13 protein-coding genes are annotated in these 14,215 nt (G+C 69.6%); 3 read left to right on the forward strand and 10 right to left on the reverse strand.

Annotated elements, in window-relative coordinates; all coding sequences use genetic code 11:
* Window positions 1–50: 50 nt before the first annotated feature.
* The 10 genes from JMO03_RS16430 to ccoN all read right to left on the reverse strand — a co-directional run bounded on the left by JMO03_RS16430 (window position 51) and on the right by ccoN (window position 9,087).
* Window positions 51–773 carry a sulfite exporter TauE/SafE family protein gene (locus JMO03_RS16430; RefSeq protein ID WP_202844822.1) on the reverse strand — a complete coding sequence of 241 codons (723 nt, stop codon included), beginning with the start codon at window positions 771–773 and terminating at the stop codon, window positions 51–53.
* A complete protein-coding gene (gene ccoS, locus JMO03_RS16435) occupies window positions 763–969 on the reverse strand; it encodes a cbb3-type cytochrome oxidase assembly protein CcoS (protein WP_202844823.1) in 207 nt (68 codons plus the stop codon). The genes JMO03_RS16430 and ccoS overlap by 11 nt, the downstream gene beginning before the upstream one ends.
* The gene (locus JMO03_RS16440; RefSeq protein WP_202844824.1) at window positions 966–3,338 is read right to left on the reverse strand and encodes a heavy metal translocating P-type ATPase; all 2,373 of its coding nucleotides are present in this window, start codon (window positions 3,336–3,338) and stop codon (window positions 966–968) included. Before JMO03_RS16440 ends, ccoS begins: the two co-directional genes overlap by 4 nt.
* A gap of 8 nt (window positions 3,339–3,346) precedes the next feature.
* Window positions 3,347–3,847 carry a FixH family protein gene (locus JMO03_RS16445; protein WP_202844825.1) on the reverse strand — a complete coding sequence of 167 codons (501 nt, stop codon included), beginning with the start codon at window positions 3,845–3,847 and terminating at the stop codon, window positions 3,347–3,349.
* On the reverse strand, window positions 3,844–5,394 hold the full coding sequence (locus JMO03_RS16450; RefSeq protein WP_202844826.1) for a 4Fe-4S dicluster domain-containing protein: 1,551 nt from the start codon (window positions 5,392–5,394) through the stop codon (window positions 3,844–3,846). Before JMO03_RS16450 ends, JMO03_RS16445 begins: the two co-directional genes overlap by 4 nt.
* A gap of 214 nt (window positions 5,395–5,608) precedes the next feature.
* Window positions 5,609–5,905: a hypothetical protein gene (locus JMO03_RS16455; protein ID WP_202844827.1), complete on the reverse strand. Its 297-nt coding sequence runs from the start codon at window positions 5,903–5,905 to the stop codon at window positions 5,609–5,611.
* A complete protein-coding gene (gene ccoP, locus JMO03_RS16460) occupies window positions 5,902–6,846 on the reverse strand; it encodes a cytochrome-c oxidase, cbb3-type subunit III (protein WP_202844828.1) in 945 nt (314 codons plus the stop codon). The genes JMO03_RS16455 and ccoP overlap by 4 nt, the downstream gene beginning before the upstream one ends.
* Window positions 6,843–6,983, reverse strand: a complete 141-nt coding sequence (locus JMO03_RS16465) for a cbb3-type cytochrome oxidase subunit 3 (protein ID WP_202844829.1) — start codon at window positions 6,981–6,983, stop codon at window positions 6,843–6,845. Before JMO03_RS16465 ends, ccoP begins: the two co-directional genes overlap by 4 nt.
* Window positions 6,980–7,612, reverse strand: coding sequence for a cytochrome-c oxidase, cbb3-type subunit II (gene ccoO, locus JMO03_RS16470; protein ID WP_202844830.1), 633 nt, complete (start codon window positions 7,610–7,612; stop codon window positions 6,980–6,982). The genes JMO03_RS16465 and ccoO overlap by 4 nt, the downstream gene beginning before the upstream one ends.
* The gene (gene ccoN, locus JMO03_RS16475) at window positions 7,609–9,087 is read right to left on the reverse strand and encodes a cytochrome-c oxidase, cbb3-type subunit I (protein WP_202844831.1); all 1,479 of its coding nucleotides are present in this window, start codon (window positions 9,085–9,087) and stop codon (window positions 7,609–7,611) included. The genes ccoO and ccoN overlap by 4 nt, the downstream gene beginning before the upstream one ends.
* Before the next feature lie 176 nt (window positions 9,088–9,263).
* Here ccoN and hemN point away from each other — a divergent pair, with 176 nt between their 5' ends.
* The 3 genes from hemN to JMO03_RS16490 all read left to right on the forward strand — a co-directional run bounded on the left by hemN (window position 9,264) and on the right by JMO03_RS16490 (window position 14,201).
* Window positions 9,264–10,682, forward strand: a complete 1,419-nt coding sequence (gene hemN / locus JMO03_RS16480) for an oxygen-independent coproporphyrinogen III oxidase (RefSeq protein WP_202844832.1) — start codon at window positions 9,264–9,266, stop codon at window positions 10,680–10,682.
* Window positions 10,683–10,706: 24 nt separating this feature from the next.
* Window positions 10,707–11,459 carry a cyclic nucleotide-binding domain-containing protein gene (locus JMO03_RS16485; protein ID WP_202844833.1) on the forward strand — a complete coding sequence of 251 codons (753 nt, stop codon included), beginning with the start codon at window positions 10,707–10,709 and terminating at the stop codon, window positions 11,457–11,459.
* Between the two features lie 465 nt (window positions 11,460–11,924).
* Window positions 11,925–14,201 carry a nitric-oxide reductase large subunit gene (locus JMO03_RS16490; RefSeq protein ID WP_202844834.1) on the forward strand — a complete coding sequence of 759 codons (2,277 nt, stop codon included), beginning with the start codon at window positions 11,925–11,927 and terminating at the stop codon, window positions 14,199–14,201.
* Window positions 14,202–14,215: the final 14 nt, after the last annotated feature.

Consider the following 14,215-nt stretch of genomic DNA (forward strand, 5'->3'; position numbering starts at 1 on the left):
GGGCTCGACGGCAAGGTGGTCCCGGTCACGCGATGACGGCGGGACGGGTCCTAGGGCAGGGGCTGGCAGCCCAGGGCCGACAGCAGGTCGTGCAGCGCCGGCACCCGCATCAGCCAGGGCGCGGCGATCGTCAGCAGTCCCATCGCCAGCACCACCAGCGCGGCGCCCGTCCGCAGCCCGGGACGCTGCAGCCAGCGTCCCATGCGCTGGCCCGACCAGGTCAGCGGCAGCATCACCGGCAGGGTGCCCAAGCCGAAGGCGAGCATCGTCAGCGCGCTGTTGCGTGGGTGCGCCTGCAGCCAGGCCACCGTCAACAGGCTGAAGCTCAGGCCGCACGGCAGCCAGCCCCAGAGTGCGCCGATGCCGAGCCGCCGGGGCGGCGTGTCCGCCGGCAGCAGGCGCCGCTGCAGCGGCTGCAGCCACGACCAGGCGCGCGCGCCGGGCCGGGACAGGAAGCCGGGCAGCGCCCGTACGCCCAGCAGGCGCAGCGCCACCACCACCAGGGCCGCGCCAGCCAGCGCCCGCAGCACGATGCCGATCCAGGGATCGCGCAGCACCGTGACCAGCCCGTGTCCGAACGTGCCCACGATCAGCCCCGCCAGCACGTAGCCGCCGACGCGCCCGAGGTTGAGCTGCAGGGCGCCAGACCAGCCGCCGCCGGGAGCGGTCGCGGACAGGCCGGTGGCGATGCCGCCGCACATGGCGGCGCAGTGCAGGCCGCCGAGCAGGCCGCTGGTCAGCGCGGCCAGCAGTACCAGCCAGTCAATCGGCATCAGGCGTCCCCGGTGCGCGATTGCGTTCGCGCGCGGCGCGGGTTTCGCGCAGTTCGTCCTCGTCCTCGGCGAGGATGTCGAGGCCGGGTGTGTCCAGGTCGTCGAACTGGCCACGCCGCACCGCCCAGACGAACGCCCAGACCGCCAGGCCCAGCAGCACCAGGCTGATCGGCACGAGCAGCAGCAGAATCCTCATTGCGGACTCCGGGTCAGGCGCAAGGCGTTCAGTGTGACCACCAGCGACGATCCCGCCATGCCCAGCGCCGCGATCCACGGCGTCACCAGGCCCGCGGCCGCCAGCGGCACCGCCAGCAGGTTGTAGCCCAGCGCCCAGGCGAAGTTCTGGCCGATCACGCAGCGCATCCTGCGCGCCAGTCGCACCGCGGCGGGAATACGCAGCAGCGTCGGCCCGGTCATCACCAGGTCCGCCGCGCGTTGCGCCAGCGCCGCGCCCGTGTCCATCGCCAGCGACACGTCGGCGCCGGCCAGCACCGGCGCGTCGTTGAGGCCGTCGCCGACCATCGCCACGATCCGGCCGTCCGACTGCAGCCGCCGGACCAGAGCGAGCTTGTCTTCGGGGCGCTGGCGGGCATGGGCTCCGTCGATGCCGAGCGCTTGCGCCAGCGATGACACTGGCGCCGCGGCATCGCCACTGGAGAGGTGGATGCGCAGGCCGAGCCCGCGCAACGCCTCCAGCGCCGTCGGCGCGTCGCCGCGGATCGATTCGCGCAGGGCGAAGCGTGCCGCCGCGTTCCCGCCGTCGCCGAGCCAGAGCGCGCCGTCGTCTTCGCCGCCACACGCGAACTCGGCACGGCCGAGCTTCCAGCCGCGCCCGGCGATCGCGCCCTCGATGCCGTGGCCGGCGACCGCACGTACCCCAGCCACAGGCAGTCCGGCATCGGCATGCGCGAACGCGGCAGCGAGCGGGTGGTTGGCATCGCGTTCCAGCGCCGCGGCGATGGCCAAGGCGTCGCCCGCGGCGAATCCGTCGAACGTCTCGACGTCCGCCAGGACCGGACGGTCGTCGCTGAGCGTGCCGGTCTTGTCGAACACGATGTCGGTCGCGCCGGCCAGCGTTTCCATCGCGTCGGCGCGCGTGGCCAGCACGCCCACGCGCGCCAGCGCGCCGTGCGCGGCCGCGAGCGCGGTCGGCACCGCCAGCGACAGCGCGCAGGGGCAGCTGATCACCAGCAGCGCCAGCGTCACCTCGAACGCGCGCGAGGGATCGTGCAGGCGCCAGCCGGCGTAGACCAGCACGGCGACGAACAGCAGGCCGACCACGAAGCGGCTGCCGACACGGTCGGCCATGCGCGCCAGCCGAGGGCGGTGCGACTGCGCGTCCTCGACCATGCGGGTCAGCTGCGAGAGCCGCGTCTGCTGGCCGGTGCAGGTGACGCGGATACGCGCGGGCGCCTCGCGATTGACCGTGCCGGCGTAGACCGGTGCTCCCGGCGCCTTGCGCACCGCACCGGGTTCGCCGGTCAGCAGCGATTCCTCGAGCCAGGTCTCCGCGTCGAGCAGCACGCCGTCGGCGGGCACCGGTTCGCCCACCGCGATGCAGGCCACGTCGCCGGGACGCAGGTCGGACAGCGCCACCGACTCGCGGCCGCCGTCGGCGGCTTCGCGGGTCGCGAACGCGGGCCGTGCGCGCGCCAGCGCGTCGACCTGGGCGCTGGCGACGTTGCGCGCGCGTTGCTCCAGCATGCGCGCGGCCAGCAGCAGGAACACGAACATCACCGCGGCGTCGAACCACACGTGCGCGCCGCCGCGCAGCGTCTCGACCAGGCTGGCGAAGTAGGCGAGCAGGGTGGAGGTGGCGATCAGCGTGTCCATGCCGACATGGCGCGCGCGCAGTTCCCGCCACATGCCCGACAGGAACGGCCAGCCGGAATAGAACACCACCGGCGTGGACAGCAGGAACGCGATCCAGCGGAAGAAGTCGCGGGTGGCGGCCGGCATCTGGTTGTCGAAATCCAGGTACAGCGCCTCGGCCAGCATCATCGCCTGCAGCGTGCCCAGCCCCGCTACACCCAGGCGCAGCAGCCAGCGGTTGCGCTCGGCGATGCGGGCGCGCTCGCGCGCGTCGCCGCCGGCCAGGTAGGGCCGGTAGCCGAGTGCGGCGAGCCGGTGCAGCACCCGCGACAGCGGCGTGAGCGCCGGGTCCCAGTCGATGCGGATGCGTCCGGTGACGGCGTTGGCGGTGATGTCGTGCACGCCCGGCTCGCGTGCCAGCGCCTTCTGGATCAGCCAGGCGCAGGCGGCGCAGCGCATGCCGTCGGTGAGCAGGGTGATGCGATGGCCGCCGTCGATCGCGTGCGCGTGTTCGCGCAGCAGGTCTTCGCGGTCCCAGGCGGACAGGTCCACGCGTTCGTTGCCGACGCGGCCGGCGGCGACGGTGCGCAGGCGGTAGTAGTCGCCGAGGTCGGCGTCGCGGATCCAGCGCGCCGCCGCCGCGCAGCCGTCGCAGCAGTAATCGCGGCTCTCGGCATCGACGACGCGATGCACCGCGCCACGCGGCAACGGCTCGCCGCAGTGGTGGCAGGCGGGCGCCGGTACGGCGTCCATGCGGACGCCTAACGCGTCAACGACGGGGCCAGACGCGCCGCGTGCTGCTGTTTGGGCAGGCGGCCGCGCAGGCGCCAGCTGCCGTCGGCGGCGGAGAGTTCGACGATCCAGTCGTGGCCGTCGTCGATCGCCTGCTCGGTGCGCCAGCCGGTGGCGCTGGGCGGGAGATCGGCTTCGAGGTCTTCGGCGCTGCGGCTGGGGTGCTGCAGTACCAGCCGCAGCGTGGCCCTGCGCGCGAACTCGCCGGTGGCGGGAATGACCTCCAGCACGCCTTCGTCCGCACGCAGCACGGCGCTCAGGCCGAGCGCGCGCGCATTCTCGTCGGGCCCGAGATTGGCGGTCTGGATCTGCGAAACGCGTTGCACGTCGTCGCGCACCGAGTCGCTGCCGCCGCTGCGGGTGGCGATGACCAGCAGCGAGATCCCGGCCACGACAGACGCCAGCGGCAGACCGATCACCAGCCACATGATCGGCAGCTTCCAGAAGGGTTTTTTCTCGCTCTCGTTCATCGCACCGGTCCGAAGAAGCTGCTGTCGACCACTTTGCGGCTGGCGCCGTCGTCTTCCTCGACGATGAAGCGGATGTCGTTGCGCCCGGCCGTCCCGTCGCGCGAGACCACCACCACCGGCACCGACGCCACCGCCCCGGCCCTGGCGCGCACGGCGCCGCCATTGTCGCGCAGTTCGATGCCCGGCGCCGCCTCGACCGAGATGCGGAACGTGCGGTCGCGGTCGGACTTGTTCACCAGCTTGAGCGTGTAGTCGTTCTCGACGACGCCATCCGCGGTCTCGCGGTAGAGCGCATTGCGGTCGCGCAGCGCTTCGACGATCAGGTCGCTGCGGGTACTCACGCCCACTGCCCAGGCGACCATGAAACCTAGCAGCAGCAGGCCGTAGACGACGATCCGCGGGCGCAGCACGCGGGTCGACTTGCCGTCGATCGCGTTCTGCGTCGAGTAGCGGATCAGGCCATGCGGGTAGCCCATCTTGTCCATCACCTCGTCGCAGGCGTCGATGCAGGCGCCGCAGGCGATGCACTCGTACTGCAGCCCGTTGCGGATGTCGATGCCGGTCGGGCAGACCTGCACGCAGATCGTGCAGTCGACGCAGTCGCCCAGTTGCTCGGGCGCGAACTTCGGCAGCGGCGCCACCTCGCCCAGGTCGCCGTCCCAGGTGATCGTGCCCTTGGCGTGCACCAGTTGGGAGGCCGCGGAAGGGTGCCGGCCGGCGCGGAACACGTAGTCGTAGGCGGTGGTCTTGTCGAGCAGGCCGCGGACGCGCTCGAGCACGCTGCCCAGGCCGCGCTTGCGCGGACCGCGCGGCTCGCCGCGCAGCGGGTCGTAGGCGATGATCAGGGTGTTGCGGTCGAACATCGCGCTCTGGAAGCGGGCATAGGGACACATGTACTTGCACACCTGCTCGCGCAGGAAGCCGGCGTTGCCCCAGGTGGCCAGTGCGTAGAACAGCACCCAGAAGGTCTCCCAGCCGCCCCAGGACAGGGTGCCCAGGCGCGCGCCGAGATCGGTGATCGGCGTGAAGAAGCCGACGAAGGTGAAGCCGGTCCACAATGCGAACAGCATCCACAGCGCGTGCTTGGCGCCCTTGCGCAGGACCTTCTCGCGGGTCCACGGCGCGGCATCGAGCTTCATCCGCTTCGGCCGGTCGCCCTCGGTCCAGCGCTCCATCCACAGGAACACCTCGGTCCACACCGTCTGCGGGCAGGCGTAGCCGCAGAACAGCCGGCCGGCCAGCGCGGTGAAGAAGAACAGCGCCAGCGCGGCGATGATCAGCAGCAGGGCCAGGAACAGGAAGTCCTGCGGCCAGAAGGTCAGCCCGAAGACGTGGAACTTGCGCGCGGGCAGGTCGAACAGCACCGCCTGGCGGCCGTCCCAGCGCAGCCACGGAAACACGTAGAACATGCCCAGCAGCCAGACCACGGCCGCCACGCGCAGGCGGTTGAGCGGCCCGGAGACGTCGCGCGGATAGACCTTGCGTTCCTTCACGTAGAGCGAGCTGTCGCCCTCGTCGACCACATCGATGGGGATGTTGCGGCTCATCGCGACGGTCCCGTGGGTCCGGTCGGGACGGAGCGCGCGTTCGGGTTGGGGGGCAGGATGTTCATGTGCATGGCTCCACCGGTCGTGGCCCGGTGTGGCTGGGGACGGCGGCCCGCCGTGCGGACCGTCCCAGTATGGGGTTCGCCCAGCGCGGCAAAAGCGACAGAATGTCCCAGCACGCGTCGGGCCCGGGGGCGCCTCGCCATCGTCGGCATCAACCGGGCGGCAGGGCCCGGTTGAAACGGCTCGCCGGCCGCAGCAGGATCCAGGTGAACAGGCTGGACGCCGCCGTCGCCAGCCAGAACATGAAGAACCCGAGGGTGTAGCCCAACTCGCGCGTGACCGGCAGGTCGGGGAAGGTCATGTCGCGCAGCTCGATCGGGTCGATGAAGGCGAAGAACACCATCGTGCACACGCCCGCGGCGAAGAAGCTCGGCCACAGGATCGCGCCCACCCGCTGCGCCATGGGGCGCGGCGGGTGGTCGAAACGCGGCTCGGTGTAGTCGGTCATTGCCGTTCCGGCGGAGCCTGTGCGGTTGCCGATTGTGACAGCGACCAGACGTAGGCCGCCACCAGGCGTGCGCGGGTTTCGCCAAGCAGGTCGCGATGCGCGGGCATCACCCCGTGGCGGCCGTCGATGATCGTCGTGCGGATGCTGTCGAGCGTGTTGGGATAGAGCGTGTTGCGCACGGTCAGGTCCGGCGCGCCGAGGTCCTGGTTGCCCTTGCCATCGGGGCCGTGGCAGGCCACGCACAGGCTGTCGTAGTACTTCTTGCCGCGCGCGGCCATGTAGTCGCTGCGCAGCGTGGCCTCGATGTCGTCCGAGCGTAGTGCGCGCACGTAGGTCGCGGCCTGGGTGATCGCGACTTCTCCGCCGATGCCCTCGAGCACGGTGCCGAGCGGGGGCATGACGCCCTGTCGGCCGTCGAGCACCGACTGCAGGATCCGCTCCGGATCGCCGCCCCAGTTCCAGGTGGCGTCGGTCAGGTTGGGATAACCCGGCGCACCCTGCGCCGAGGAGCCGTGGCAGGCCGCGCAGGTGTTGGCGAAGATCGAGCGGCCCAGTTCCATCGCCGCCGGATCCTGCGCCAGGCGCTCGAACGGCTGGTCGGCGTAGACGCCGAAGGTTTCCTCGAGCTGGCGGTCGCGGCGCGCCTTCTCGGCGTCGTGCGCGCCGGCGGAGGTCCAGCCGCTGGTGCCGGCGAAGCTGCCGAAGCCGGGGAACCAGACCAGGTAGCCGATGCTGAAGACGATGGTGATGTAGAACAGGTTGATCCACCACTTCGGCAGCGGCTTGTTGTACTCGGTGATGTCGCCGTCCCAGACGTGACTGGTGTCTTCCGGCTTCGGGTCGCCCGGGCGCCGGCGCGCGGTCCACCACAGCAGCCAGACGCAGCCGCCGATGTTCAGCACCACCAGGACGATGACGTACCACGACCACGCGCTGCTCATCGGGGGGACTCCTGCTCATCGTCCAGCGGCAGTTGCGCCGCGTCTTCGAACTCGCGCTTGCGCTTCGGGCTCCAGGCCCAGATCCATCCGCCCACGAAGCACACCAGCAACACGGCGGTGACGATGCCGGAGATCATGGCGCGTCTCCCGTCCTGGGTGCGTTTCGACCGAGGCCCTGCAGGTAGGCGACCACGGCATCGAGCTCGGTCTTGCCGGCGACCGCCTCCGGCGCCTGGGCGATGTCCTCGTCGGTATAGGGATCGCCGATGCCCTGCAGCGCGCGCATGCGATACGCGACCTGGTCGCGGTCGACGTTGCGGGTGGCCAGCCACGGGTAGGCCGGCATGTTCGACTCGGGCACCACGTCGCGCGGGTTGATCAGGTGCACCCGGTGCCAGTCGTCGGAGTAGCGACCGCCGACCCGGGCGAGGTCGGGCCCGGTGCGCTTGCTGCCCCACTGGAACGGCCGGTCGTAGACCGATTCGCCGGCCAGCGAGTAGTGGCCGTAGCGCTCGGATTCGAAGCGCAGCGTGCGCACCATCTGCGAATGGCAGTTGTAGCAGCCCTCGCGCACGTAGACATCGCGGCCGGCCAGCTCCAGCGCGGGGTAGGGCTCGACGCCCGGGAGCGGTTCGATCGCCTCGGCCTGGTACATCAGCGGCACGATCTCGGCCAGGCCGCCGAACGAGACCGCCACCGCGATCAGCACCGCCATCAGGCCGATGTTCTTCTCGACCTTCTCGTGGGCATTGTGGTTCTCGCTCATGCCTGCGCTCCTGCGCGTGCCTGCGCCTGCGGCGCCAGGGCTTGGGTCGGATCGGGCGGCAGCACCGGCTGGTCGGCGGCGACCGCCTGTCCCTCGCGGTAGGTCTTCCACACGTTGAAGGCCATCAGCAGCATGCCCGCCAGCACCACCACGCCGCCGAGCAGGCGCACCAGGTAGTACGGGTAGGTGGCGTTGAGCGCCTCGACGAAGCTGTAGGTCAGGGTGCCGTCGTCGTTGGTGGCGCGCCACATCAGGCCCTGCATCACGCCGGCGATCCACATCGAGGCGATGTACAGCACCACGCCGACCGTGTGCATCCAGAAGTGCAGGTCGATCCACTTGATCGAGTACATCTCGCGCAGGCCCAGCAGCCGCGGCAGCAGCGCGTAGATCGAGCCGATCGAGATCATCGCCACCCAGCCCAGCGCGCCGGCGTGGACGTGGCCGACGGTCCAGTCGGTGTAGTGGGAGAGCGAGTTGACCGTCTTGATCGACATCATCGGCCCCTCGAAGGTGGCGATCATGTAGAAGCTGATCGCGACGATCAGGAACTTCAGGATCGGGTCGGTGCGCAGTTTGTGCCACACCCCCGACAGGGTCATGATGCCGTTGATCGCCCCGCCCCAGCTGGGCGCCAGCAGGATCAGCGAGAACACCATGCCCAGGCTCTGCGCCCAGTCGGGCAGGGCGGTGTAGTGCAGGTGGTGCGGACCGGCCCACATGTAGACCGCGATCAGCGCCCAGAAGTGCACGATCGACAACCGGTACGAGTACACCGGCCGCCCGGCCTGCTTGGGCACGAAGTAGTACATCATTCCCAGGAAGCCGGCGGTCAGGAAGAAGCCGACCGCGTTGTGGCCGTACCACCACTGCACCATGGCGTCGACCGCGCCGGTGTAGATGCTGTAGGACTTGCCGATCCCGACCGGGAGCGAAATGTTGTTGACGATGTGCAGCAGCGCCACGGCGATTATGAACGAGGCGTAGAACCAGTTCGCCACGTAGATGTGCTTGACCTTGCGGATCGCGATGGTGCCTAGGAACAGCACCGCGTACGCGACCCAGACCACCGCGATCAGGATGTCGATCGGCCATTCCAGCTCGGCGTATTCCTTGCCCTGGGTCCAGCCCAGCGGCAGGGTGACCGCGGCCAGCACGATCACCAGTTGCCAGCCCCAGAACACGAACGCCGCCAGCTTGTCCGACAGCAGCCGCACGTGGCAGGTGCGCTGGACGACGTGCAGACTGGTGGCGAACAGCGCGCAGCCGCCGAAGGCGAAGATCACCGCGTTGGTGTGCAACGGACGCAGCCGTCCGTAGCCGAGCCACTCGATGCCGTGGGTGAGGTCGGGCCAGTACAGCTGGGCGGCGATGATCACCCCCACCAGCATGCCGACGATGCCCCAGACCACGGTCATCACCGCGAACTGGCGTACCACCTTGTCGTTGTAAGTCGTTGTCGCGGCCTGTTGCATGGGGCCTTCCCGGGGTCCGAACGTTGCGCAGATTATGCACGCGGCGCGAAACCGTCGTTGATCCAGATCAAAGCGTGCCGGCCGGAATCATGGAAGGTTGCGTCGACGGACGGCCGGCCCGCACGGCTTGATCCGGGTCAAGGCGAAAGTGCCGGCGCCTGCGGATACTTCCGACCATGCAGACGACCCCATCCCCTGTTTCCACCCAGCCGAGCTGGCGTTTCGACGCCGACCTGCTGCGCCGCTACGACCGGCCGGGACCGCGCTACACGTCGTACCCGACCGCGCCGAACTTCACCGAGGGCTTCGGCGAGGCGGATTTCTGCGACATCGCCCGCCGCAGCAACGACGATCCGATCCCGCGCCAGCTCTCGCTCTACGTCCACATCCCGTATTGCCAGAGCCCGTGCTTCTACTGCGGCTGCAACCGGGTGATCACCCGGGACGAGGCGAAGGGGCGGATCTACCTGGACCGGCTGCAGCGCGAGATGGCGCTGGTCGCGCCGCTGTTCGACCGCGACCGCGAGGTGGTCCAGCTGCACCTGGGTGGCGGCACCCCCAACTTCCTCGCGCCGCGCCTGCTTGGCGAGCTGGTGAGCAGCCTCGGTCGGCAGTTCAGCTTCAGCAACGCGCTCGACCGCGACTTCTCGATCGAGCTGGACCCGCGCTTCGTCGCTCCCGAGGACATCGAGGTGCTCTCGGCGATCGGCTTCAACCGCACCAGCCTGGGCGTCCAGGACTTCGACCCCGAGGTGCAGAAGGCGATCAACCGCGAGCAGGGGATCGACGAGACCCTGGCGATCATCGACGCCTGCCGCCGCTTCGGCATGCGCTCGATCAACGTCGACCTGATCTACGGCCTGCCGAAGCAGACCCCGGAAGGTTTCGCGCGGACCCTCGACACGGTGATCGCCGCGCGTCCCGACCGGCTGGCGGTCTACGGCTATGCGCACATGCCGCGGCTGTTCAAGGCGCAGCGGCAGATCCGCGACGACGACCTGCCCAGCGCGCAAGGCAAGCTGGCGCTGCTGGAACTGGCTGTGGAGCGGCTCGGCGCGGCCGGCTATGCCTACATCGGCATGGACCACTTCGCGCTGCCCGAGGACGAACTGGCGCGCGCGCAGCGCGAAGGCGGCCTGCACCGCAACTTCATGGGCTACACCACCCATGCGCAGACCGACCTGGTCGGCTTCGGCGTGAGCGCGATCAGCCACGTCGGCGACAGCTTCACCCAGAACCACCGCGACCTGCCGTCCTGGGAAGCGGCGGTGGACGAGGGCCGGCTGCCGATCTGGCGCGGGCTGATGCTGGGCAACGACGACGTGCTGCGCGCGGATCTGATCCAGCAGCTGATGTGTCAGGGCGAGATCGACACGCGCAAGGTGGAGAAGGCCTACGGGATCCGCTTCGGGGAGTATTTCAGCGATGCGCTGGCCGCCCTGCGCCCGCTGCAGGAGGACGGCCTGGTGCAGTGCCCGCCGGGCACGATCCGCGCCACGCCCCGTGGAAGGGCGCTGTTGCGTATCATTGCCATGTGTTTCGACCGGTACCTGGGCGCCCAGAGCGAGGGAGTGCGCTATTCCCGGACCATCTGAGGCGACCGCATCAAGGCAGCGAGCGTGCAGGAATCCCCACTGAAGGTGTTGCCCGGGACACCGATCGCCGACGATGGCGACGAGTTCAACTTCTGCAGTACCTGCGCCTTTTCCGCGGCCTGCCTGGCCGAGGGCTACGACAAGAGCCTGCTGCGCGACCTGCATGTGCTGGTCGAGCATGTCGGCCCGTTCCGTGAGGGCGATCACATCTTCCGCGAGGGCGATCCGTTCAATGCCATCGCCGCGGTGCGTGCGGGCACGGTCAAGACCTATGTGAACGACGCCAACGGCCGCGAACAGGTGCTGGGGTTCTTCCTGCCGGGCGAGGTGATCGGTCTCAACGCGATCGCGACCTCGCGCTACCCCTGCAATGCCGTGGCGCTGGACACGGTGATGCTGTGCCGGTTCTCGTTCCCGATGATGGCCACGCTCGCCGGGCGCATGCCGGGCCTGCAACGCCACCTGTTCAACCTGCTCAGCCAGGACATCGGCAAGGCCTCGTTGCTGTCGGGCAATTTCACCGCCGACGAGCGGCTGGCCGCGTTCATCGTCCTGCTGTCGCGGCGCTTCGCCGAGCGCGGCTTCTCGCCCACGCGCATGCGCCTGACCATGGCCCGCACCGACATCGCCAACTACCTGCGGCTGGCGCCGGAGACGGTCAGCCGGGTGCTGCGCAAGCTGCAGGACGAGGGCGTGCTGAAGGTGGACCGGCGCGACATGGAGCTGCTCAAGCCCGCGGTGCTCGAAGAACTGGCGCACCACGTCCTGCGCGACTGAGGCGAGCGCAGGTTGCGTGCCGGTTGCGCCTGAAGGCGCTCCTACCCACCTGCTCTGCAGGAATGCCTCCAGGCGCGACGCGGCCGTCGAGCCACGCGAGCGCCCTCAGGCCCGATCCGGCCGTCGACCCATGTAGGAGCGCCTTCAGGCGCGACCGCCTCGCCACGGACCCGTCGCAAGGCGCGTCCGGATTGCGGGGCGCCCCGGCCCGCGCGCAGTCCCGCCCAGGCAGGAGCGTAGCCCGGATAAGGCCAAAGGCCGCATCCGGGGTGCGGAAACAGCCGCGGACGCATAACGGTATCCCACCCCTTTTCCACTGCCGGGAGAGGGTCGGGGCGAGGGTGGTGCCCGGGTCGGGCCCGGAGTGCGAGCCGCGAAGGCACCGGCTCGTGCACGCTTGACGCAGGTCAAGGTGGCCCAAGCGCGGTCGCAAGACCATGCCGCGAACTCCGTAGAGGCCGCGACATGGATTCCACACGCAAGCTCTGGACAGGACTGGCGGTCCTGTTGATCAGTTCCTTCGCCGTCCTGCTCTGGGTCGGCAGCGAGGTGCACCGCCAGGCGCCGCCGATGCCCGAACGGGTGGTGTCCAGCGACGGCGAGGTGCTCTATACCCGCGCCGACATCGAGCGCGGCCGCCAGGTCTGGCAGTCGATCGGGGGACAGCAGCTCGGCTCGATCTGGGGCCATGGCGCCTACGTCGCGCCGGACTGGGGCGCGGACTGGCTGCATCGCGAAGCCGAGGCCATCCTCGACCGCTGGGCGGCGCGCGAGCACGGGCTCGCCAGCTACAAGGCACTCGACGTCCCGACCCAGGCCGCGTACGCGGCACGCGTACAGGGCCTGTTGCGGCCCAATACCTGGGACGCGGACACGGCCACGATTACGGTCGACCCCGACCGCGCCGCGGCGATGGCGCAGGTCGCCGCGCACTACGTCAGCCTGTTCGGCAACGAACCGGAGACCGCGGTGCTGCGCGAGGCCTACGCCATGCGCAACGACACCGTGGATGGCGCGGAAAACCGCCAGGCGATGACCGCGTTCTTCTGGTGGGTGTCCTGGTCGCAGGTGACGCAACGGCCGGGGCAGGAGATCAGCTATACCGCGAACTGGCCGGCCGACAAGCTTGTCGGCAACACGCCGCCGCCCAGCGCGCTGCTGTGGACGGTGTTCAGCGTGCTGTTCCTGATCGCGGGCGTCGGCCTGCTGGGCTGGCACTACGCGGTCAACCACGGCGAGGAGATGGCGCCGGTGCTGCCGGCCTCCGATCCGCTGGCCGACATCAGGCTCACGCCGTCGATGCGCGCCACCGCCAAGTACTTCTGGGTAGTGATGGCGCTGTTCCTGGTGCAGATCCTGCTCGGCGCCACCACCGCGCACTACCAGATCGAAGGCCAGCAGGCCTACGGCTTCGCGCTGTCGGAGATCCTGCCGTATTCGCTCACGCGCACCTGGCACACGCAGCTGGCGGTCCTGTGGATCGCGACCGCGTGGCTGGGCATGGGCCTGTACATCGGCCCGGCGATCTCGGGTCACGAGCCGAAGTTCCAGCGGCTGGGGGTCAACGTGCTGTGGGTGTGCCTGATCGTGATCGTGGTCGGCTCGTTCGCCGGGCAGTGGTTCGCGGTGATGCAGAAGCTGGGCCTGGCGCACAACTTCTGGTTCGGCCACCAGGGCTGGGAGTACGTCGACATCGGCCGCTTCTGGCAATGGTTCCTGTTCGTCGGCCTCGGCCTGTGGCTGCTGCTGGTGGGGCGCGCGCTGTGGCCGGCGATCGTCGGCGGCGGCGAATCGAAGTCGATCGTGCTGCTGCTGTTCCTGTCGGTGGTGGCGATCGGCGTGTTCTACGCCGCCGGGCTGATGTGGGGCGAGCACACCCACCTGTCGATGGTGGAGTACTGGCGCTGGTGGGTGGTGCACCTGTGGGTGGAGGGCTTCTTCGAGGTGTTCGCGGTGGCGGTGATCGCCTTCCTGTTCACCCGCCTGGGCCTGCTGCAGGTGAAGACGGCGACGATCGCGGTGCTGTTCGCCACCATCGTGTTCCTCGCCGGCGGCGTGCTGGGGACGCTGCACCACCTGTACTTCACCGGCACGCCGACCGCGGTCATCGCGCTGGGCGCGAGCTTCTCCGCGCTGGAGGTGGTGCCGCTGGCCTACGTCGGCTTCGAGGCCTACCACAGCTACAGGCTCGGCAAGGCGACGCCGTGGATGGCCCGCTACAAGTGGCCGATCATGTTCTTCATCGCGGTCGCGTTCTGGAACCTGGTGGGCGCGGGCCTGTTCGGGTTCCTGATCAACCCGCCGCTGCCGCTGTACTACATGCAGGGCCTGAACCTGACGCCGCTGCACGGGCACACCGCGCTGTTCGGGGTCTACGGCATGCTCGGCGTGGGGCTGATGCTGTTCTGCCTGCGCGGGCTCAAGCCCGACGTCGAATGGAACGAGCGCGCGCTCTCCGTCTCGTTCTGGGCCTTCAACATCGGCCTTGCCGGGATGGCGCTGCTGACCCTGCTGCCGATCGGCGTGCTGCAGCTCAATGCGGCGCTGGAGCACGGCTACTGGTACGCACGCTCGGCGGAGTTCATGCAGCAGCCGCTGATCGACCTGCTGGTGTGGATGCGGGTGCCGGGCGACACGATCTTCAGCATCGGTGCGCTGGCGCTGGCGTGGTTCATGCTGCGGCTGTGGATCGTGCCGAAGCGGCGCGCCTTGCCGCTGCGCGAGGCGGCGGCGGGCGCATGAGCCTGTGATGGAGG

This window comes from Luteimonas saliphila (genome assembly GCF_016774335.1).
GTDB classification, from domain to species: Bacteria; Pseudomonadota; Gammaproteobacteria; order Xanthomonadales; family Xanthomonadaceae; genus Luteimonas; species Luteimonas saliphila.

What these genes read in the sequence shown, in the direction of transcription:
- JMO03_RS16430 (WP_202844822.1), bottom strand. Translation starts at nt 773, where the DNA reads ATGCCGATTGACTGGCTGGTACTGCTGGCCGCGCTGACCAGCGGCCTG.
- ccoS (WP_202844823.1), bottom strand. Translation starts at nt 969, where the DNA reads ATGAGGATTCTGCTGCTGCTCGTGCCGATCAGCCTGGTGCTGCTGGGC.
- JMO03_RS16440 (WP_202844824.1), bottom strand. Translation starts at nt 3,338, where the DNA reads ATGGACGCCGTACCGGCGCCCGCCTGCCACCACTGCGGCGAGCCGTTG.
- JMO03_RS16445 (WP_202844825.1), bottom strand. Translation starts at nt 3,847, where the DNA reads ATGAACGAGAGCGAGAAAAAACCCTTCTGGAAGCTGCCGATCATGTGG.
- JMO03_RS16450 (WP_202844826.1), bottom strand. Translation starts at nt 5,394, where the DNA reads ATGAGCCGCAACATCCCCATCGATGTGGTCGACGAGGGCGACAGCTCG.
- JMO03_RS16455 (WP_202844827.1), bottom strand. Translation starts at nt 5,905, where the DNA reads ATGACCGACTACACCGAGCCGCGTTTCGACCACCCGCCGCGCCCCATG.
- ccoP (WP_202844828.1), bottom strand. Translation starts at nt 6,846, where the DNA reads ATGAGCAGCGCGTGGTCGTGGTACGTCATCGTCCTGGTGGTGCTGAAC.
- JMO03_RS16465 (WP_202844829.1), bottom strand. Translation starts at nt 6,983, where the DNA reads ATGATCTCCGGCATCGTCACCGCCGTGTTGCTGGTGTGCTTCGTGGGC.
- ccoO (WP_202844830.1), bottom strand. Translation starts at nt 7,612, where the DNA reads ATGAGCGAGAACCACAATGCCCACGAGAAGGTCGAGAAGAACATCGGC.
- ccoN (WP_202844831.1), bottom strand. Translation starts at nt 9,087, where the DNA reads ATGCAACAGGCCGCGACAACGACTTACAACGACAAGGTGGTACGCCAG.
- hemN (WP_202844832.1), top strand. Translation starts at nt 9,264, where the DNA reads ATGCAGACGACCCCATCCCCTGTTTCCACCCAGCCGAGCTGGCGTTTC.
- JMO03_RS16490 (WP_202844834.1), top strand. Translation starts at nt 11,925, where the DNA reads ATGGATTCCACACGCAAGCTCTGGACAGGACTGGCGGTCCTGTTGATC.